Origin of the sequence: Variovorax robiniae (assembly GCF_037889955.1) — a bacterium.
Lineage (GTDB): Bacteria > Pseudomonadota > Gammaproteobacteria > Burkholderiales > Burkholderiaceae_C > Variovorax > Variovorax robiniae.
Genome location: NZ_JBBKZS010000010.1, coordinates 206,619 through 226,031 on the forward strand (window position 1 = coordinate 206,619; position 19,413 = coordinate 226,031).

The window sequence follows — 19,413 nt, forward strand, 5'->3', positions numbered from 1 at the left end:
CGTCAAGCGGCCGACTGGACCGCCGTGATGGCGTCGAGGATGGCTTCGCTGGTCGCGGGCGCGCGCAGCGGCGGGTCGTTCTTGTGGTTGGCCACGGCCGACACCGCGTCCCGGATCGCATAGAACACCGAGAACGGGAGCAGCAGTGGCGGCTCGCCGACGGCCTTGCTGCGGTGGATCGAGTCCTTGAAGTTGTCGCCTTCGAACAGGCGAACGTTGAACACCGGCGGGCAATCGTTGGCGGTCGGGATCTTGTAGGTGCTCGGTGCGTGCGTGGTGAGCTTGCCGCTTTGCGGGTGCCAGACCAGTTCCTCGGTCGTGAGCCAGCCCATGCCCTGGATGAAGGCGCCCTCCACCTGGCCGATGTCGACCGCCGGATTGAGCGAGCGGCCCGCGTCGTGCAGGATGTCGGCGCGCAGCAGCTTCCACTCGCCGGTCAGCGTGTCGATGATGACCTCGCTCACCGCCGCGCCATAGGCGAAGTAGTAGAAGGGGTTGCCCTTCATCTTCTCGCGGTCCCAGCTCAGGCCGGGGGTGGCATAGAAGCCATCGGACCAGAGCTGCACGCGGTCGATGTAGGCCTCGCCGACGAGCGTGGCGAAGTCGATGGTGCGACCGTTGACTTCGACCTTGTCGTTGGCGAATCGGACGGCCGAGGCCTCCCCGCCATGGCGCGCAGCGGCGCAGGCGGCCAGGCGCTCGCGGATCTGGCGTGCCGCATCTTGCGCGGCCTTGCCGTTGAGGTCGGCGCCGGTGGACGCCGCGGTGGCCGAGGTGTTGGCGACCTTGGTGGTGTCCGTGGCGGTGGCGCGCACGGATTCAAAGCTCACGCCCAGTTCATGCGCCACGACCTGGGCCACCTTGGTGTTCAGGCCCTGGCCCATTTCAGTGCCGCCATGATTCACCAGGATGGAGCCGTCGGTGTAGACGTGGACGAGCGCGCCGGCCTGGTTGAAGTGCTTGACGTTGAAGGAGATGCCGAACTTCAGTGGCGCCAGCGCGATGCCGCGCTTGAGCACCGGGCTCGTCGCATTGAACGCCTCGACCGCGGCGCGGCGTGCGCGGTAGTCGCTGCTGTCTTCCAGTTGCGTGACCAGCTTGTCGATGATGTTGTCCGACACCACTTGGTCGTAAGGCGTGACGTTGCGCTCGGTCTTGCCGTAGAAGTTGGTGCGGCGCACGTCGAGTGGATCGCGCCCGAGCTTGCGGGCGATCGTGTCCATGATGTTCTCGATGGCAATCGCGCCCTGCGGGCCGCCGAAGCCACGGAAGGCCGTGTTGCTCTGCGTGTTGGTCTTGCCCGAATAGCCGTGCATCGACACGTCCGGCAGCCAGTAGGCATTGTCGAAGTGGCACATGGCGCGGGTCATCACCGGGCCCGACAAGTCGGCCGAATGGCCGGCGCGCGAAACCATCGTGATTTCCGCGCCGAGGATGTGGCCCTCGTCGTCGTAGCCGACTTCGTATTCGTACCAGAAGCAGTGACGGCGACCGGTGATCATGAAGTCGTCGTCACGGTCAAGACGCAGCTTGACCGGGCGCTTCACATGGTTGGCAGCGATGGCCGCGACGCAGGCGAACAACCCCGACTGCGATTCCTTGCCGCCGAAGCCACCACCCATGCGCCGGCATTCGACATGCACTTCATTGGCATGCAGGTGCAGTGCATGCGCGACCATGTGCTGCATCTCGCTGGGATGCTGGGTCGAGCAATAGACATGCATCGAGCCGGCCTCCTTGGGGATGGCGTAGCTGATCTGCCCTTCCAGGTAGAACTGCTCCTGGCCGCCGACATCGAAACTGCCCTTGAGCCGGTGCGGCGCCTTGGCGATGGCGGCCTTGGCGCCACCTTCGTTTGTGCTGCGCTCCAGGTGCATCGGCGGCAGCACGTACTGGCCCTTCTCGTGGGCCTGGCGTGGCGTCAGCACCGGCGGCTCGGCCTCGATGGTGAGCACCGACTTGGCCTTCGCGGCGGCGCGGCGGGCGATGTCGCGCGTTTCGGCAACGACCGCGAACACGGGTTGGCCGAGGTGGCGGATGTCGCCATGACAAAGGATGGGGTCGTCATGGATGATCGAGCCGCAATCGTTGGTACCGGGAATGTCCGAAGCGGAGAGCACGGCCACCACGCCGGGGATCGCGCGGATCTTGTCGAGGTCCATGCCGGTGAGCCGGCCGTTGGCCACGGGCGACAGGCCCAACGCGCAATGCAGCGTGCCGGCCAGTTCGGGGATGTCGTCGATGTAGGTGGCCTCGCCAGCCACGTGCAATTGCGCCGATTCGTGAGGCCGGCTGATGCCGACGCGGGCGCCGTCGCCATGGGCCTTGGCTTCGGCCGCCACGTCGATGCGGGCAGCCGCGTTCTTGAGGTAGTCCGCGAAAGCCTCCGCGGTTTGCAGCAGGCGGGCGTCGATGGGTTTGTTCACTTTCAGGCTCCTTCAGCAACGACGTGCGGCATCACACTCCAGACGCTGGTGGACTCCACCGGCAAGGCATCCGAGGCACGCGTTTCGAGCCAGAGACGCTGGATGAGATTCTGCGCCACCTGCAGCCGATAAGCGGCCGATGCACGCATGTCCGAGAGTGGCTTGAAGTCCTGCGCCAGCGCCAGCTTGGCGGCGTTCACGCTGGCCTGCGTGAAGGGCTTGCCGAGCAGAGCGGCCTCCGCGCCTGCGGCACGCTTGACGATCGCAGCCATGCCGCCGTAGGCCAGGCGCACTTCCTTGACCACGTCGCCTTCAAGCTCGATCGAGAAGCCGGCGCACAGGGCCGAGATGTCGCAGTCGAAGCGCTTGCTGATCTTGTAGGCGCGCACGCGCCGCGACGCGACCGACAGCGGCACCGAGACCGCCTGCACGAACTCGCCGGGCTCCATCTTGTTCTTCATGTAGTCGACATAGAAGTCGACCAGCGGCATGCGTCGAACCCGCGCGCCCTGGCGCAGTTCGATCTGCGCATCGAGCGCCATGAGGATCGGCGGTGAGTCTCCGATGGGCGAGCCATTGGCGACGTTGCCGCCCATGGTCCCGGCATTGCGGATGGGCGGCGAGGCAAAGCGCAGCCAGACATCGGTCAGGCCCTCGAAGCGCTGGGCCAGCGCGCGCCAGGCGTCTTCGAGCGAGGCGCCAGCGCCGATGTAGAGCTCGCCATTGCGCTCGTCGACCGTCTTCATCTCGGCCACGTCGCCGACGTAGATGATGTCGCCCAGGTCACGGAACTGCTTGTTGACCCACAGGCCGACGTCGGTCGAGCCCGCCAGCACCTGGGCGCCCGGCAGGCGCTCGCGCAGCGCGGCCAGTTCGGCAAGGGTCTTGGGCGCGTGGAAACGATCGATGCGCTCGCCCGCCGTGGCGCTGTATTCGAAGGTGCCTTCGCGCTGCAGCGCGCTCAGCGCCTGCACCACGGGCTGGGTGTCCAGGCGTACGGCCGGGAGGTCGAACATGCGCTGGCCGGCGTCGAGGAGCGGCCGGTAGCCGGTACAGCGGCAGAGGTTGCCGGACAGTTCATCGGCCAGTTGCTGGCGCGAGGGCTGGGTGCCCGCTGTCTGGTGATGCTCGTAGCTCGACCAGAGCGACATCACGAAACCCGGCGTGCAGAAGCCGCATTGCGAGCCGTGGCACTCGACCAGCGCCTGCTGCACCGGATGCAGGCATTGCACCGCATGCTTGCCGTGCTGCTCGGTGTCGACGGCCTTGCCGCACTGGCGCTTCAGGTCCTCGACGGTGAACAGGGCCTTGCCGTGCAGCGTCGGCAGGAACTGGATGCAGGCGTTGACCGTCTGGAGTTGCAACCCGCCGACGGCGCCGGCCGCCCCGGGAGCGGCCAGTTCGCCGATGACCACGGTGCAGGCGCCGCAATCCCCTTCATTGCAGCCCTCCTTGGTGCCGGTGCAGCGCGCGTCCTCGCGCAACCAGTCCAGAACCGTGCGGGTGGGGTGGACGCCGGAGACGTCGACAACGCGTCCCTGGTGGAAAAAACGGATGGGTTGAGTGCTCATGCTCGTGGGTGCTCGCAAGAAAGACGCCGCAAATGCGGACTATCGCGCTAAGTTAGTGGTTCTGGCGCCCAGTGGAATACGTTTGCGGCGATATGAAACATTCGTTGTGCGATATGTCGCTGGCCCAACATTTCAACAACGATCGGGGCTGGACTGCAGCCAGCCAATTCTGCGCCTCCGGCATCGCAGGGGCCGCAAATTCAACGCTTTGGTTGCATGTTGCGCGGATGCGATCATCGTGATTCACGTTTTCCCGAACGTTGCGCGAACTTGATTGCAAATAAAAATATATAGCGACAAGATTGCAGTCGTTAGGGAGGAATCACATGAAGCCTGTCACCATGGCCGCCCGCCTTGCCGGGCCGCGCCGCACCCGGCTGATCGCCAGTCCTGGCGATCTTGCGCCCATCGAAAGCTCACCACGTCCCGCTCCTCTCGGCAGCGACGCCTTCGGCTGAGTCCGCCGATCGAACTTCCCCACCCGCCGCTCGCACGTTCAAAAAACCAGCACAGAGAGGAATTCATCATGAGCCCATCCAGCTCCGCCGTCGGCGGCGCTTCGTCCAACGCGTCGTCACGGGCCTCGAAGGTTCATCCGGTCGACGAAGTACTACCCGTTCCCAAGCTCGCGGCCTATGGCTTGCAGCACGTGCTGGCCTTCTACGCGGGCGCGGTGCTCGTGCCCATCATCCTGGCCGGGGCGCTGGGCCTGAGCAAGGAACAGCTCATCCACCTGATCAACGCTGACCTGTTCACCTGCGGCATCGCCTCGATCATCCAGGCCTGGGGCTTCGGCAAGGTGGGCGTGCGCCTGCCGCTGCTGCAAGGTGTGACGTTCACCGCGGTGAGTCCGATGATCGCCATCGGCATGGGCGTGGGTGGCGGCACCGACGGCTTGCTGGCCATCTACGGGTCAGTGCTGTTCGCGGGCCTCTTCACCTTCTTCGCGGCGCCCTACTTCGCCAAGCTGGTGCGCTTCTTCCCGCCGATCGTGACGGGCTCCGTGATCCTGATCATCGGCATCGCGCTGCTGCCGGTGGCGGCCAACGACATCGTGGTGGGCAAGGGTCCGTTCGCGATCCAGGACCCGGTGCAGCTCAAGCACCTGGCCTACGCCTTCGGCACGCTGGCGCTGATCGTGGCCATCCAACGCATATTCCGCGGCTTCATGGCCACCATCGCGGTGCTGATCGGGTTGGTCATCGGCACACTCGTGGCATGGATGCTGGGCGACGCGCACTTCAACGACGTCGCCTCGGCCTCGATGTTCGGCTACACCTCGCCCTTCCACTTCGGCATGCCGACCTTCAGCTTCACGGCGATCCTGTCGATGATCATCGTGATGATGATCACCATGGTGGAGACCACGGGCGACGTGTACGCCACCGGCGAGATCGTCCAGAAGCGCATCCGCCCCGACGACATCGCCCGCGCCATCCGCGCCGACGGCCTGGCCACCTTCCTTGGTGGCGTGCTGAACTCCTTCCCCTACACCTGCTTCGCGGAAAACGTAGGCCTGGTGCGGCTGACGCAGATCAAGAGCCGCTGGGTGGTGGTGGCAGCCGGCGTCATCATGATCATCCTGGGCTCGCTGCCGAAGGCGGCCGCCATCGTGGCCGGCATCCCGCATCCCGTGCTGGGTGGCGCGGCGCTGGCGATGTTCGCGGCGGTGGCGGTGGTGGGCGTGCAGACGCTGTCGAAGTGCGACTTCAACGACCACCGCAACATCGTGATCCTGGGCACCAGCCTGGGCCTGGGCATGCTCGTGACGGCGCAGCCCTTCGTGGCCGGCGCCTTCCCCAAGTGGGCGGAAATCGTGTTCGGCAGCGGCATCACGCTGGGCGCCCTGTCGGCCATCATCCTGAACGTGATCTTCAACCACACCGGCGGCAGCCCGCACACGGCGGTGGCCGGCGTGCCGGGCAATCTCGTGGGGCTGGACCAAGTGAATGCGATGTCCCGCGCCGAGTTCACCAGGACCTTTGGCGGGCTGGTCGAGAACACGCCCTGGGTGCTGGACGCGGCCTATGCGCGCAAGCCTTTCGCAGACACGATCGCCCTGCGCTCGGCCTTCCAGGATGCCTTGCTGACCGGCACCAAGGAGGAGCAACTGCAACTCATGAACTCGTTCGCCGACCTGGGCAGCGAGGGTGATGCGCACAACGCCTACCTGCTGGACCACGCCGATGCCGGCATGGGCGTCCTGGAAGAAAAGCAACACGAGGAAGTGCTGGAACTCGCCATCGCCTATCGCAAGCACTTCGGCTTCCCGCTGATCGTGTGCGCGAAAGAGGTTGAGCGTTACGAACGGGTGCTTGCCAACGGCTGGCACCGGATGGCCAATTCAACGGGGGTGGAGCGATCGGCTGGTCTGATCGAAATTGCCAAGATCGCGAATTACCGTTTCAACGAGCTGGTGGCGAACGCCAACCCGATCGGAACGGCCCGTGCACAAGCGTTTGGAAAGGCGCACGCACACGGGCACTAGAAAAGTTCTTGGTTGAGCAGAGCCGCGTCACTGCGGCCTTGAAAGTGCATCGCGCAAGTGATGCACTTTTTTTTTGCCTGCGCAGCACGCGCGCAGCGTTCAGGGCGTGCCGTGCACCAGACGCTCGAAGACGTCCTCGCCGCCCATCTGCCCGCCCTTGAGCATGATCTCGCAGCCATCGAGGGCTGGATCGTCGCTGTGCAGCCGGCACAGCGAGGCGCCTGGCGAGAGCGCCGCGAGGTAGGACAGGCCCCAGGCGTCGAGCGCCTTCACGGCGTGGCTCGAGGTATCGCCGCCCGCGATGCCCACGCGGTGCAGCGTCGTAGCGGCCAACACGCGCGCTAGCAAGGCGCCGCCGGCTTCGGCCAGAGCCCTCGACGACACGATCGATGAAGGTGCGCCTTCAGCGGTGCAGGCCAGCACGTTGCGGCCTGCTGCCAGCTTTTCGCAGATCTGGCGCGCGATCGCATCGAGGTGGTGCGGTTGCGCGTCTGCCAGCGCGGCGGGATCGAGCCACGCGGTTTCGAAGGACCTGGCGGCGGCCACCTGGCGCGCTGTCACGGGCGAGAGACTGCCCGCCAGCACGAAGGCCGGCCCCTTCGCCGGCGCGACGGGCGCGGGCGCGGGCGCGGGTGGCTGCCGAGCGGGCGCGAGCGCTTGCAGGACGCTGCTGGGACCGACAGCCAGCAAGCTGCCGTTGGCGTGCGCGCTCGCATTCAGGGCCTGGCCGATCCGCGGCAGGTCGGCCTGCTGCGCCACGTCGAACAGCACGCCGGCGGGCGCGGACGCGACCAGCGCCTCCAGCGCCTCACTTACCGCCGACTCGGGAGGTGCGTACGTGGGGTACGGCAGCGAGCCCAGCCCCGTCAGGCCTTGCAGGGCCAGGTGACGCCGCAAGTCCGCCTCGTGCATCGGCGTGACGGGGTGGCGGCTCATGGTCGGATGGCGATCGATGCGATGGACTTCGCCGCCCTGCCCCGCCGCGGCGAACAGGTTGCCGAAGATGCAGTAGCGCCGCAGCTCCGGCTGCCCGCCAACCACCGCCACCCAGGATTGCTTCACCCCCGTGCGCAGCACGTCCACAGCCACGGCGATGTTGCCCACCTCCGGGGCACTGTCGAAGGTCGAGCAGCATTTGTAGTGCAGCACCTTGGCGCCGAGCCGGGTGAACAGCGCGGCCACCGGCGCCAGCTCCGCACGCATTTCATGGGGCGCCATCGATCGCGCGGCGCCGGCAATGCCGATGCAGTCGAGCACGCCGGCCCTGCGCAGTTGCCCGTCCTCCGGCACGCCAAGAAACAGCAGCGAGCGCATGCCGGCGCGAGCCGCAGTGCCGAGCGCATCGGTCGCGCCGGTGAAGTCGTCGCCGTAGAAGACGACCTGCGGCGACGCGACGCCCTCCATCACTTGCCGAAGAAGGCCAAGGCCTGCGCGAGTTCGGGCACGCCGCGCGCGGCCTCGGCCAGCGATGTGCCGCCACGCACCGCCTCCCATGCCTGGCGGATGCTGCGCACCCCAGCGGCCGCGCCACCCGGGTGCGCCAGGATGCCGCCGCCGGACATGAACAGCAGGTCGTCCCGTCCGATCGCGGCCCAGGTCGCCGGCACCGTACCGGCCCACTGGCCAGAGGAGAAGGCCGGCATCACCGCATCGTCCAGGCCCTGTGCCAACGGCGTGAAGCAGTCGTGCGCGGAACGGATCACCTCCTCGTCCGTCTGCGCGAACTTGCCCTGCAAGCCATGCACATGCATGTGATCCACACCGGCGAGGCGCCACAGCGTCTGGTAGGCCTGGAAACCGATGCCGAGCATCGGGTGCCGCGAGATCGCGCCGAAGCCGTTGCGGTGGCCGTGCACGGCCAGTCCGGTATGGCGGCGCAGGGTCTGGATGGCCGAGAAGCCGCACCAGTTGAGGCTGGCCATGACGCAGGAGCCGCCTTCGCGCTCGACGAGGTCCGCATGCCGCTTCATGGCATCCGTCTCGTCGGTGATGTTGAAGGCAACCATGACGTGCTTGCCGGTGCGTTGCTGGTGCGCACGGACCACGGCCATGACGGCCGGCACGCGTTCGGCCAGCGGGGCATGGTCGGGGTCGGCGCTGATCTCGTCGTCCTTGATGAAGTCGACGCCGGCCGTGCAGAGGCGGCCCACGAGTTCGGCCGTCTCGGCAGCCGAGAAGCCGACATTGGGCTTGATGATGGTCCCCACCAATGCGCCGGCGGCGACGCCCGTCACGCGCCGCGTGCCCGCGATGCCCAGGCGCGGCAGTTCGAAGCGCTGGCGGTAGCTGGCCGGCACATGCATCGACTCCAGCCGCAGCCCGGTGACTTCGCCCAGGTCGTACAGGTTGCCCGCCACCGTGGCGGCCAGCGTCGGCAGGTTCGCGCCGACGTTCGCCACCGGGAAGGACAGGTCGACGTGCGCCCTGCGCCACGGACCCCGAACGTTGCGGCGTTCGAACAAAGCGTTGGGCAGCGAGGGCACATCGGCCGGCGCCAGTTCCTCGATGGCTACCACCGTGGCGCGGGCGCGGGCGCGCAGCGCGTCGGTCTCGCCCTCCACGCGCGTGAAGGTGCCGCAGGACTGCTCGCCGGCCATGACCTCGGCCACGGCCTCGGGCGCCAGCGGCGTCTCGATCAGGTAGCGCGCATGGATGCGGCCATCGTCGCGCAGCGCCATCAGAGCTTGCTCAGGTCCGGGAAGGGGCGCACGGGATCGCTGCCGTCCCAGCCGACCGACGATTCGCGGATCAGGTCGAACATCTTGCCCTTGGGTCCGGCGACCTCGGACAGCTCGATGACGGTGCCGGGGTGGTATTCGGTGTCGAAGTAGATGAAGCGCCCGCGCTCGCCGACCTCGCCGCCCATCACCGGCTTGAAGCCCTGCGCCGTGAGGCGGGCCAGGTCGGCGTCGTAGTCGTCGGTCCAGTAGGCGACGTGTTGCAGGCCGGTGCGGCCGGCCTGGAGGAAGTCGCGGTACATCGAGGGCACGTCGTTGCGCGTCTGGATCAGCTCGACCTGCACGAAGCCCGAATTGGCCAACGCCACCGAGTTGTGCGGCTGGTGCGACTCGCCCTTGTAGGTGTAGTTGACGATGGGCACCTTCGGGTTGTAGTACCAGGGTCCGACGCCGAGCGTGCGGCTCCAGTAGTCCATGGCGGCCTCGATGTCGTGCACGACATAGCCCAGTTGGCGAATCTCGCCGAGGAATCGACTCATTGCTTGCTCCGTGAAGGAAAGTGGGGCTTCAGGTCTTGAGGAAGCCGATGGAAAACCAGGGAATGGCGGCGACCAGCACCAGGCCCACCAGCAGCGCCACGATGTAGCCGCCGATATGCCGGATGCCTTCGATCGGGTCGACCTTGCTGACCGCGCAGGCGCCGTAGTAGCCCACGCCGAAGGGCGGCGCGAACAGGCCGATGCCCATCGCGAAGATCACCACCATCGCGTAGTGCACCTCGTGCACGCCGGCCGCCTTGGCGATGGGGAACAGCAGCGGCCCGAACAGCACGATGGCCGGGATGCCTTCGAGCACGCTGCCCAGCACGATGAAGGCGACGATCGAGATCGCGAGGAAGCCGAGGCTGCCGCCCGGGATCGCGGCCATCCACTTCGCCAGGTCCTGCGAGAAGCCCGACTGCGTGAGGCCCCAGGCCATGGCCGTGGCGCAGCCGACGATGAAGATGATGGCGCCCGAGAGCGATGCGGTCTCGATCAGCATCGGGCGCAGCCGCTTCCAGTCGAACTGGCGGTAGATGACCAGGCCGACGACGGTCGAGTACGCGATGCCGATGGTAGACACCTCGGTCGCCGTGGCCACGCCCTCCACCACCGCCGCGCGGATCACGAAGGGCAGCAGCACCGCCGGCAAGGCGACGGCCAGCAGCTTGCCGATCTGGCCCATCGAATGGCGCTGCACGCCGCTCAGGTCTTCGTGCCGGTAGCGCCACCACACCACGGCGCAGAGGCATACGCCGAGCACGACGGCCGGCATCAGACCGCCGGTGAACAGGGCCGCGATCGAGATGCCGGTGACGGAGCCGATGGTGATCAGTACGATCGATGGCGGGATGGTCTCGGTCTGCGCGCCGGTGGCCGACAGCAGCGCCACCAGGTCGCCGGGCTTGGCGCCGCGCTTCTTCATCTCGGGAAACAGCACCGGCGCAATCGCCGCCATGTCCGCGACCTTGGAGCCCGAAATGCCCGACACCAGGTACATCGCACCGATCAGCACATAGGACAGCCCGCCGCGCACGCGGCCCAGCAGGCTCGCCAGGAACTGGATCATGGCGCGCGCCATGCCCGTCATCTCGATCAGCGCGCCGAGGAAGATGAACAGCGGCACCGCCAGCAGGATCAGGTGCGACATGCCTTCATCGAGCCGACCGACCATCACGAGCATCGGCGTACGCGTGGTCAACGCGAGATAGCCGAAGGTCGCCAGCGCGAAGGAGAAGGCGATCGGCACCGCCGCGAACACCGTGACCGCGACCACGCCGACGAAGAAGATCACGAGGTTGAGCTTGCCCAGCGGCGCCAGCAAGGGCCCCGCCAGCCAGAAGCCGCCCACCAGCACGGCGACGCCACCCAGTGCAGCCGCGACCTGCGGCCAGCTGCACACGCGCACCAGGCGCAGCGAAGCCACGACGATCATCAGCACGATGCCGATCGGCAAGGCCGCCGCGCGCCAGGCGTTGCTGATCTCCAGTGCCGGTGTGACGATGAAGGATTCCTCGTGCGCATAGTCGGCAGCGGGCCACGCCACCAGCGCCAGGAAGGCGATCGAGGCTGCGATGGCAAAGGCGTCGAGCATGGCGCGCCGCGACGGCGAGAGCTTGTCGGCCAGCGCCGTCATCCGCATGTGCTCGCCGCGGCGCAGCGCCACCACGGCACCCAGCATCGACAGCCACAGGAACAGGATCGACGCGAGCTCGTCCGACCACACCAGCGGCGCATGGAAGACATAGCGCGCCGTGACGCCTGCGAACAGCACGCAGATCTCGGCCAGCACCAGCACCGCGGCGATGCTCTCGACCGCGGTACCCAGCGCGGCATCGACGCGCGCGGCCATGCGAGCGGCACCGCCCGACGGCGCCGCGCTCGCGGGCAGGAGTTGCGCCACGGCGGACATCAGGCGAGCTTGCCGACGGCGCCTTCGAGCAGCGCCCAAGCCTCGGGGCCGAAGCGGCCTTTCCATTCGCCGTAGAAGCCGGACTCGCGCAGCTTGGCGCGGAAGCTGTCGGCGGTCGGCCGGTTGATGGTCAGGCCCTTGGCCTGCAGGTCGCCCACCACCGACTCGTTGAGCTTCCTGATGTCCTCGCGCTGCTGCATGCCGGCGTCGTTGATGGCGCGCGCCACGATGGTCTTCAGGTCGGCCGGCAGCGCCTCCCAGGTGCGGCCGTTGGCAATGAACCAGTAGCCGTCCCAGATGTGGTTGGTCATGGAGCAGAACTTCTGCACTTCGTAGAGCTTGGCGACCTGGATGATCGGCAGCGGGTTCTCCTGCGCGTCCACGATCTTCGTCTGCAGCGCGGAGTACACCTCGCTGAACTGCAGGCTGGCCGGCGCGGCGCCCAGGCCCTTGAACATCGAGATCGACAGCGGACTCACCGGCACGCGGATCTTCAGGCCGTCCATGTCCTTGGAACTGGACACCGGCGCCTTGCTGCTGGTGGTCTGGCGGAAGCCGTTGTCCCACATCTTTTCGAAGGCGTAGAGGCGCGACTTGGCGATGGCGTCGCGCACGTGCGCGCCGAGCTTGCCGTCCATCGCGCCCCAGACCTGGTTGTAGTCGGAGAAGGCGAAACCGACCGCGTTGATGGCTGCGACCGGCACCAGCGTGGCGATCACCAGGGCCGACGGCGTGAAGAAGTCGATGCCGCCGGAGCGGACCTGGGCCAGCATGTCGGTGTCGCCGCCGAGCTGGTTGTTCGGGAAGATCTTGATCTCGACGCGGCCGTTGGTCTCCTTGAGGATGCGGTCGGCCGCCTCCTGCGAGCGGATGTTCAGCGGGTGCGTGAGCGGCAGGTTGTTGCCGTACTTGTACGAGAACTCCGCAGCGCGCGCGACGCGTGGCAGGGCCGTCACGATGCCCGCGGCAGGGAGGGCGGAAAGCGCGCGCAAGGCGCTGCGGCGGGTGATCGTTTGCATGCGGTGTCTCCGTTGTGTTTCTGATGTGATTTGATGCATGATCGAATCAAACTCAGGCGAACGATAAGAGGAGCACGGTCATGCGTCAAACGATGTGTCTGATGGTTTTTGATGTATGAAGGTCGAAACTGAAGCTTCAGGCCGGGCCCGCGTGGCCGACATCGCGCGCGCGGCGCAGGTGTCGACGGCCACGGTCGACCGCGTGCTCAACCGCCGTCCGGGGGTGCGCGACGCCACGGCGCAGCGCGTCCTCAAGGCCGCGAAGGCGCTCGACTACCTGCCGGAGAGCAGCCTCCATGCGGCGCTCACGCGGCCGCCGCTGCGACTGTGCTTCCTGCTGCCCTCGGGCACCAACCGCTTCATCCGCATGCTCGGCGACATGGTCGGCTACTCGCAGGAGCACTGGGCGCCGTTCAACGTGAGTTGCCGCGCGGAGACCATCGAGAGCTTCAATCCGCAGGCGCTGGCCGCCGCGCTGCTGCGCCTGGGCAAGCGCAGCGACGGCATCGCGATGATGGCGCTGGAGCATCCTGCCGTGCGCGAGGCCGTCGCCACGCTGGCCGCGCAGGGCGTGCCGGTGGTCACGCTGATCTCCGACCTGTCGAACTCGGCGCGCGCGGCCTACATCGGGCTCGACAACCGCGCGGCCGGGCGCACGGCCGGCTACCTCATCGGCCGTTTCATCGGGCCGCGCGCATCGGCCAAGGTGGCGCTGATCGCCGGCAGCCTCAGCTACAAGGCGCACGAGGAGCGCGAGGCCGGCTTCCTGCACGTCATCGACGAGATGTTCAAGCGCCTCGAAGTGGTGGGCCTGCGTGAAGGCCAGGACGATGCCGAGAAGAACTACCGCCAGACCCGCGCCCTGCTCGACCAGCATCCGGAGCTGGGCGGCATCTACAACATCGGCGGGGCATCGGATGGGGTGGCGCGTGCGCTCAAGGAAGCGGGGCGCGCCCACAAGGTGGTGTTCGTCGGCCATGGCCTGACGCCCGACACGCGCGCGCTGCTCATCGACGGCAGCATGGATGCCGTGATCACCCAGAGCCCGCAGACCACGTTGATGAGTTGCGTGCGCATCTTCACCAACTTGCGGGATGGGCGTGAGGCGCTGATCGGCGTGGAGTCGACGCGCAGCCAGGTGATCTTTCGGGAGAACCTGCCGTGACCAAGGCATCCACCTGGCGCCGCTTCTGGCTACCGAACGCACAGCTGGAGCCGGTGCCGGATGCCGCGTCTGCGGAAGAGGCTGAAGCCGTCGCGAAGCGGAACAACCTCTGGCTCAAGACTTGGATGGACATGTACATCCTGCGATGGGGCGGACTCTGGGCGGCGTCGCTTGTGCTCGTCATCCTCGCCATGGACGCGCCGGGTATCGTGTTCCTGCTCGCGCTCGTCATCAACCTCGGGGCCCTGGCCGGGTTGATTGCCATGATCCTCATCTACCGTCGCGCGTCCCAGGCCGTCGAGGATCGTGTTCGCAAGGACGGCAGGTGACGGGATTCGTGACCGGTCCGCAAAACCGCTCCGTCGTCGCGCAGCGGAAAGGCGTGCAGCCGCACGCAATCGTCCACGCTCGGCAGGGAGTACGCCGGCCGCCCCCCGGGGAATCAGAACGAATGTCGAAGGCCGAAGTCGTAGCCTCTCGCACTTCGCGGCGCGATGCCTGAGGTGGCGGTGCCGCCCGACACGTTCGCCAGGCCGCCGGCGTAGATGCCCATGATGGCCGGGTTGTTCTGGCCATTCTTCACCCGGACATGCGCCACGGTCGCGTACAACGCGGTCCGCTTCGACAGGTTGTGAACGTAGCCCAGCGCCAGCTTGCTGACCGAAGCGTCGCGATCAGGCGTCCCCGGCAGGACGGGCCCGAGGTCGTTGTCGAAGTTCACGCGGGCGACCGAGGCCTTGAACATTCCCGGACCGACCGGGACTGTCATGCCGAGCATCGCGCCGTTGTACTTGTCGTTCTCCTTGACCGCAGGTCCGGCCACGCCGCGGACCGGGGTCACGGTGGATGTGCTGTCGCGCACCTGGGACAGTTCGCCCATCAGCTTCAGGATGCCGAAGTCCCAGGAGGCGCCGAGGTTGATGGTCTTCAACTTGTCGGAGAAGCGCGCGCCGGTCGCGATGCCTGCGGCGGTCAAGGTGGTGGTGTCGGCGGCCGTGCTTTCTCCGTAGGCGATGGCCACGTCGAGGGGACCGTTGGCATAGCCGAAGCGACCGCCGTAGTAGCGTCCCTTGCTGGACGGGCTGCCCGGCACATTGCTCGAATCCACGTTTTCGTGCAGCGAGTACATGACCTGTCCGTAGAAGCCGCCGAGGTTTCGCGGAAGGAAGTAGCCGATGCTGTTCGACGCGCGGATCGCGTTGTCGTTCGGCGCGATGAGCGAGCCCGGGCCGCGAACGGTGGCGATGCTGCCGCTGACGGTCTTGATCAGGTTCTCGCCGACGCCGACCGCGCCCATCGGATCGAACACGCTCTCGTTTCAGTAGGTCGGAACATAGTCGCGACCCAGCCGAAGCTCGCCGAAGCCGCCCGACAGGCTGACCGTGGAGCGCCTGCTGAAGGCCGCGATGGCGTTCGCGCCGGTGTCCTGGTTGAAGCCGGATTCGAGCCAGAAGCTGGCAGCCAGGCCGCCACCCAGGTCCTCCGTTCCGCGAAAGCCGACGCGGCTGGAGGCATTGCCGCCGCTGGACAGGGCCGTCAGCGAACGTCCCATCTCGATGGGCGTGGCGACCGGGGGCAGCGAGGCGACGGGCGAGTAGTAGTACACGCCCTTCGCGCTGTAGTAGCTGACGGCGGCGTCCGCGACGCCAAAGAGCGTGAGGGACGATTGCGCCATGGCGGCGCCGGAAGCGGCCAGGGCCGCGAGGGTGATCGAGGTTCTTTTCATGTCGTGTGTCTCCCGGTTGAAAAATGATGTGTGAAAGCGGGCGATCAATCCAGCGCAAGCACGCCAAGCTCCTGAGGCGCGAGCGCGCCCTCGGCAACCACGTCTTGCCATCGACCGAGGTCGTCATGAACGCGCTTGCGCAGCGCTGCCGGCGGCCCGGCCTCGACCTTGGCGCCTTGGCTCTCGAAGCGCGCGATCACCTGAGGATCGGCAAGCACTTCGTTGAGGGCACGGTTGATCTGTGCGACCACGGCCGCGGGTGTGCGTGCCGGCGCGAACAGCCCGTACCACTGCGAGACATCGACGCCCTCGATACCCGTCTCCGACAAGGTCGGCACCTCGGGCAATGCGTCGAGACGCGATGCAGACGCCACAGCCAGGGCGCGCAGTCGGCCATCGAGGATGAACGGATACGCCGTGAAGAGGCTCGGGAACATGACCTGCGTCCGCCCGTCCAGGGTGTCGAGGATCGCGGGGGCGGCGCCATCGGAGGTCCTTCCGTTCATCTTCGTACCCGTGTTCTGCTTGAACAGTTCGGCCGCGAAATGCGGCGGCGTTCCATCGCCGGCCGATGCGTAGCGGATGCTGCGGGGCGAGCCGGTCAAGCGCTGGACGAGGCTTCGCACGTCTGCAAGGCCGCTGTCGTTGTTCGCCACCATCAAGGTGGGCGAGGAGCCGACCAGCCCGATGGGCTCGAAGTCGGCGACGGGGTCGTACGCCAGCTTCTGCAACGCGGGATTCATCGCATGCGTTCCGACGTAGCCGAACATCAGTGTGTGGCCGTCCGGTTCAGCGCGCGCCACGTATTCGCTCGCGATGGCACCGTTGGCGCCGGCGCGGTTGTCGACGAGCACGTCCTGGCCCAGCAGCGGCTTCAGCCTGGCCGCGATGATCCTGGCCATCGTGTCGTTGCCGCCACCCGCTCGGGTCGGCACGATGATCGTGATGGGCTTGCGCGGGAAGCTCGCGGGCGGCTGCTCCACGGCTTCGGGCCGCGTGAAGACGTAGTCGGGCAACTGCATCTCGCCCTGCATGATCTTCCGGGCCGTGCGCACCAGGGCCGCGGCCGTCACCGCCGCCTGGTCGCCATGGCCTTCCAGTTCGACCTCAACATCGATCTGGCCTGCCGGGTGCAGCAGGACCAGCTGGTGCCGGCCCGGGCCGCGCGCCATCGCGCTGGCGACTGTGCCGGGCAGCGCGAATGCGCTCAGGACGCCAATGGCGCCGGTGACCGCATGCGAGGCATGGCAGCGACTCGGTGTGAAATAGCGCGAGGTGATGCTGTCTGGCGAGTCGCCCGGGCTGACCAGGACCGGCTTGGGAATGACGCTGGCGGACACGTCGCCGAGACCCATCAGGTATCCGGCCTGGAGGCGCAACTTTTCCAGTCGCTCCAGCAACGCGGGGTTCGCATCGAGCGCCGCCGGCTTCTCGCTTCCGGTGACGCCGAGGTCGCGTGCGCGGACGATCATCAAGGGCATCGCCGCGTCGATGCATGTCACCTCGATGCCATCGATCGTGTCGATGCGCTTGCCGGTCGGAAACACGCTGCCCGTCACCGCACCCCAGGCATCGAGGAAATTCAGCAGGATCGGCGCAGCCGTTCCTGCGACGCCGTCGATGCGCGCATCGCCGTCATAGGTGACGCGGCCGCCGGGCGTCCGCACGATCACATCGATGCGTGACCGGGTGTTGACGTTGAAGACGCGTACGCGGGTCGTGCCATCCTGCGGTTCGACCAGCCCCTGCTCGATCGCGAAGGGCGCGACGCCGGAGAGCATGTTGCCGCAGTTGGGGCGCGTATCGACAGAGCGATGGCCCACCCCCACTTGCGCGAACAGATAGTCCAGGTCGCAGCCCGGCTCCTGCGAGCGCGAAACGATCGCCACCTTGCTGTTGAGAGTGCTACCGCCGCCGACGCCGTCCAGTTGCAGTGGATCCGACGCGCCGATCGCGCCGATGAGGGCCTGGTCACGCTCTTCTTCGTTCGCGGGAAGCCACTCCTTCAGGAAGAAGGGCCCGCGCGAAGTGCCCGCGCGCATCAGCACGCAAGGAAGTGTCCTGCTCATCTCAGTCCGCCGTCAGCTTGGCGGCCTGCACGACCTTCTTCCACTTGACCTGCTCCTGCTGGACGAAGGTGCGCATCTGCTCTGTCGACATGGTTTCGACTTCGGCGCCGTGGTCCTCGAGCCTCTTGATGACCGTCTTGTCCGCCAGCGCCTCGTTGAGCGCCTTGTTGAGTTGCTCGACCACCGCCTTGGGCGTCTTCGCCGGCGCGAACATGGCGTACCACTGCGAGACGTCGACGTTGTCGATGCCCTGTTCCTTGAGCGTCGGGACATCGGGCATCAAGGGCGAGCGCTTGCTGCCCGCGACACCGATGGCTTTCAGCTTGCCGCCCTTGACGTAGGGCATGGCGGTGAAGAGGCTGGGGAACATCACCTGCGTCTGGCCGCCGATGGTGTCCGTGACCGCGGGTGCCGAACCTTTGTAGGGCACGTGGAGCATGCTGGTGCCGGTGGAGAGCTTGAACATCTCCGCAGCGAAATGCGGCGCGGTGCCGTTCCCGGCCGAGGCGTAGCTGACCTGGTTGGGGTGCGCCTTGATGTACGCGACCAGTTCCTTGGCGTTATGGGCCTTCACGGAAGGACTGACGACCATCAGGGTCGCGGAGGAGCCGACCATGCCCACCGGTTCGAAGTCCTTGACCGGGTCGTAACGCAGCTTCTGCAGCGCAGGGTTCATGGCGTGCGTGGCGATGTAGCCGAGCATGAGCGTGTAGCCATCGGCCGGCGCCCGCATGACGAACTCGCTGGCAATGGCACCGTTGGCGCCGGCCTTGTTGTCGACGATCACCGGCTGCTTCAGGGCGACCGACATGGCCTGGCCGATGACCCGCGCCATGGCGTCATTGGCGCCGCCAGCGGCTGTGGGCACGACGATGGTGATCGCCCTTTCCGGGAAGGCAGCGAGCGCGCTCCCGCAGGCAAGGATGGCCGCCGAGGCGAGGGCACCCAGGACGAGGTGTCGACGAAATTGCATGGATGTCTCCGATGGTTTGGATCTGTGTGCCAAGGTCTGTTCCTTGACGGTGACCCAATGGTCTTTGGATTGATCCATGCTGTGAATTGCATATTCAGGATTGATTGATGCAGACTGTCGATCAATAAGACTTCGCAAGGAGACGCGCATGGCCATCAACTTCAACCTCAATGACTTGCAGGCCTTTCGTGCCGTGGCCGAGCTCAGCAGCTTCCGAAAGGCAGCGGACGCGTTGCACGTGTCGCAGCCGGCGTTCAGCCGGCGCATCGAGAAACTGGAAGAGGCGCTGGGCGTGCGCCTGCTGGAACGCACGACGCGGCGCGTGAGCCTGACTTCCGTGGGCCGCGACTTCGACCGCAAGGTGCAACAGTTGCTCGACGACCTCGACCAGACGTTGCTGGGCATACGGGGCGTCGCGGGTACGCGCATGGGCGAAGTGACGATCGCCTGCGTGCCGTCCACCGTCTACTACTACCTGTCCCAGGTGATCTCGCGCTATCACGAGCGCTATCCGAAGATCCGGGTGAAGGTGTTCGACGCCAGCGCCAACGACGTGCTGTCGGTCGTCTCGCGCGGGGAGGCGGACTTCGGGCTGAACTTTGTCGGCAGCCAGGAGACGGACATCGACTTCACGCCGCTGCTGGAGGAGCGCTTCGTCGCGGCCTGCAGGCGGGACCATCCGCTGGCGAAGAAGCGTCGCGTCACATGGACCGAGTTGGCTGCCTACGACTACATCTCGGTCAGCAAGGTTTCAGGGAATCGCCTGTTGCTGGACCAGGCGCTGTCGAACCTGCCGGGCCGGCCGCAAAGCATCTACGAAACGCAACACGTGACGACAATGCTCGGG

The 19,413-nt window shown here is 66.8% G+C and carries 14 protein-coding genes and 1 pseudogene; 5 read left to right on the plus strand and 10 right to left on the minus strand.

Features of this window, described 5'->3' with window-relative positions:
- Positions 1–2: 2 nt before the first annotated feature.
- Both xdhB and xdhA read right to left on the minus strand, forming a co-directional pair.
- Positions 3–2,426: a xanthine dehydrogenase molybdopterin binding subunit gene (gene xdhB, locus WKW79_RS22805; protein ID WP_340337487.1), complete on the minus strand. Its 2,424-nt coding sequence runs from the start codon at positions 2,424–2,426 to the stop codon at positions 3–5.
- A 2-nt stretch (positions 2,427–2,428) separates the two neighbouring features.
- Positions 2,429–3,997 (minus strand): xanthine dehydrogenase small subunit, encoded by a 1,569-nt coding sequence (xdhA, locus tag WKW79_RS22810; RefSeq protein WP_340337488.1) that lies wholly within the window; start codon positions 3,995–3,997, stop codon positions 2,429–2,431.
- A 326-nt stretch (positions 3,998–4,323) separates the two neighbouring features.
- On the opposite strand from xdhA, the gene WKW79_RS22815 reads away from it, so the two are divergent.
- A complete protein-coding gene (locus tag WKW79_RS22815; RefSeq protein ID WP_340337489.1) occupies positions 4,324–4,455 on the plus strand; it encodes a hypothetical protein in 132 nt (43 codons plus the stop codon).
- Positions 4,456–4,523: 68 nt separating this feature from the next.
- Complete coding sequence (locus tag WKW79_RS22820; RefSeq protein WP_340337490.1) at positions 4,524–6,485, plus strand: solute carrier family 23 protein; 1,962 nt, start codon at positions 4,524–4,526, stop codon at positions 6,483–6,485.
- Positions 6,486–6,584: 99 nt separating this feature from the next.
- Here WKW79_RS22820 and WKW79_RS22825 read toward each other — a convergent pair whose 3' ends face one another.
- The 5 genes from WKW79_RS22825 to WKW79_RS22845 are packed head-to-tail and all read right to left on the minus strand — an operon-like array spanning position 6,585 to position 12,633.
- A complete protein-coding gene (locus tag WKW79_RS22825; RefSeq protein ID WP_340337491.1) occupies positions 6,585–7,889 on the minus strand; it encodes a four-carbon acid sugar kinase family protein in 1,305 nt (434 codons plus the stop codon).
- Entirely contained in the window at positions 7,889–9,163 is a 1,275-nt protein-coding gene (locus tag WKW79_RS22830) for a ribulose-bisphosphate carboxylase large subunit family protein (RefSeq protein ID WP_340337492.1), read from the minus strand. Before WKW79_RS22830 ends, WKW79_RS22825 begins: the two co-directional genes overlap by 1 nt.
- On the minus strand, positions 9,163–9,702 hold the full coding sequence (locus WKW79_RS22835) for a VOC family protein (protein WP_340337493.1): 540 nt from the start codon (positions 9,700–9,702) through the stop codon (positions 9,163–9,165). Before WKW79_RS22835 ends, WKW79_RS22830 begins: the two co-directional genes overlap by 1 nt.
- Positions 9,703–9,730: 28 nt before the next feature.
- Positions 9,731–11,554 (minus strand): TRAP transporter large permease, encoded by a 1,824-nt coding sequence (locus WKW79_RS22840; RefSeq protein ID WP_340337507.1) that lies wholly within the window; start codon positions 11,552–11,554, stop codon positions 9,731–9,733.
- A gap of 59 nt (positions 11,555–11,613) precedes the next feature.
- Positions 11,614–12,633 (minus strand): TRAP transporter substrate-binding protein, encoded by a 1,020-nt coding sequence (locus WKW79_RS22845; protein ID WP_340337494.1) that lies wholly within the window; start codon positions 12,631–12,633, stop codon positions 11,614–11,616.
- 115 nt (positions 12,634–12,748) lie between these two features.
- Here WKW79_RS22845 and WKW79_RS22850 point away from each other — a divergent pair, with 115 nt between their 5' ends.
- Positions 12,749–13,798 carry a LacI family DNA-binding transcriptional regulator gene (locus tag WKW79_RS22850; protein ID WP_340337495.1) on the plus strand — a complete coding sequence of 350 codons (1,050 nt, stop codon included), beginning with the start codon at positions 12,749–12,751 and terminating at the stop codon, positions 13,796–13,798.
- Positions 13,795–14,127, plus strand: a complete 333-nt coding sequence (locus tag WKW79_RS22855; protein ID WP_340337496.1) for a hypothetical protein — start codon at positions 13,795–13,797, stop codon at positions 14,125–14,127. Before WKW79_RS22850 ends, WKW79_RS22855 begins: the two co-directional genes overlap by 4 nt.
- 113 nt (positions 14,128–14,240) lie before the next feature.
- On the opposite strand, the pseudogene WKW79_RS22860 reads toward WKW79_RS22855, so the two are convergent.
- From WKW79_RS22860 to WKW79_RS22870, 3 genes and pseudogenes are all read right to left on the minus strand, one after another.
- Positions 14,241–15,524 (minus strand): annotated as a pseudogene (locus tag WKW79_RS22860) (porin).
- Between the two features lie 44 nt (positions 15,525–15,568).
- Complete coding sequence (locus WKW79_RS22865) at positions 15,569–17,593, minus strand: 4-oxalomesaconate tautomerase (RefSeq protein ID WP_340337497.1); 2,025 nt, start codon at positions 17,591–17,593, stop codon at positions 15,569–15,571.
- A 1-nt stretch (position 17,594) separates the two neighbouring features.
- Complete coding sequence (locus WKW79_RS22870; protein WP_340337498.1) at positions 17,595–18,566, minus strand: Bug family tripartite tricarboxylate transporter substrate binding protein; 972 nt, start codon at positions 18,564–18,566, stop codon at positions 17,595–17,597.
- Between the two features lie 148 nt (positions 18,567–18,714).
- Between WKW79_RS22870 and WKW79_RS22875 the strand changes: the two genes are divergently transcribed.
- A partial coding sequence (locus WKW79_RS22875; protein WP_340337499.1) for a LysR substrate-binding domain-containing protein occupies positions 18,715–19,413 on the plus strand: 699 nt, incomplete at its 3' end.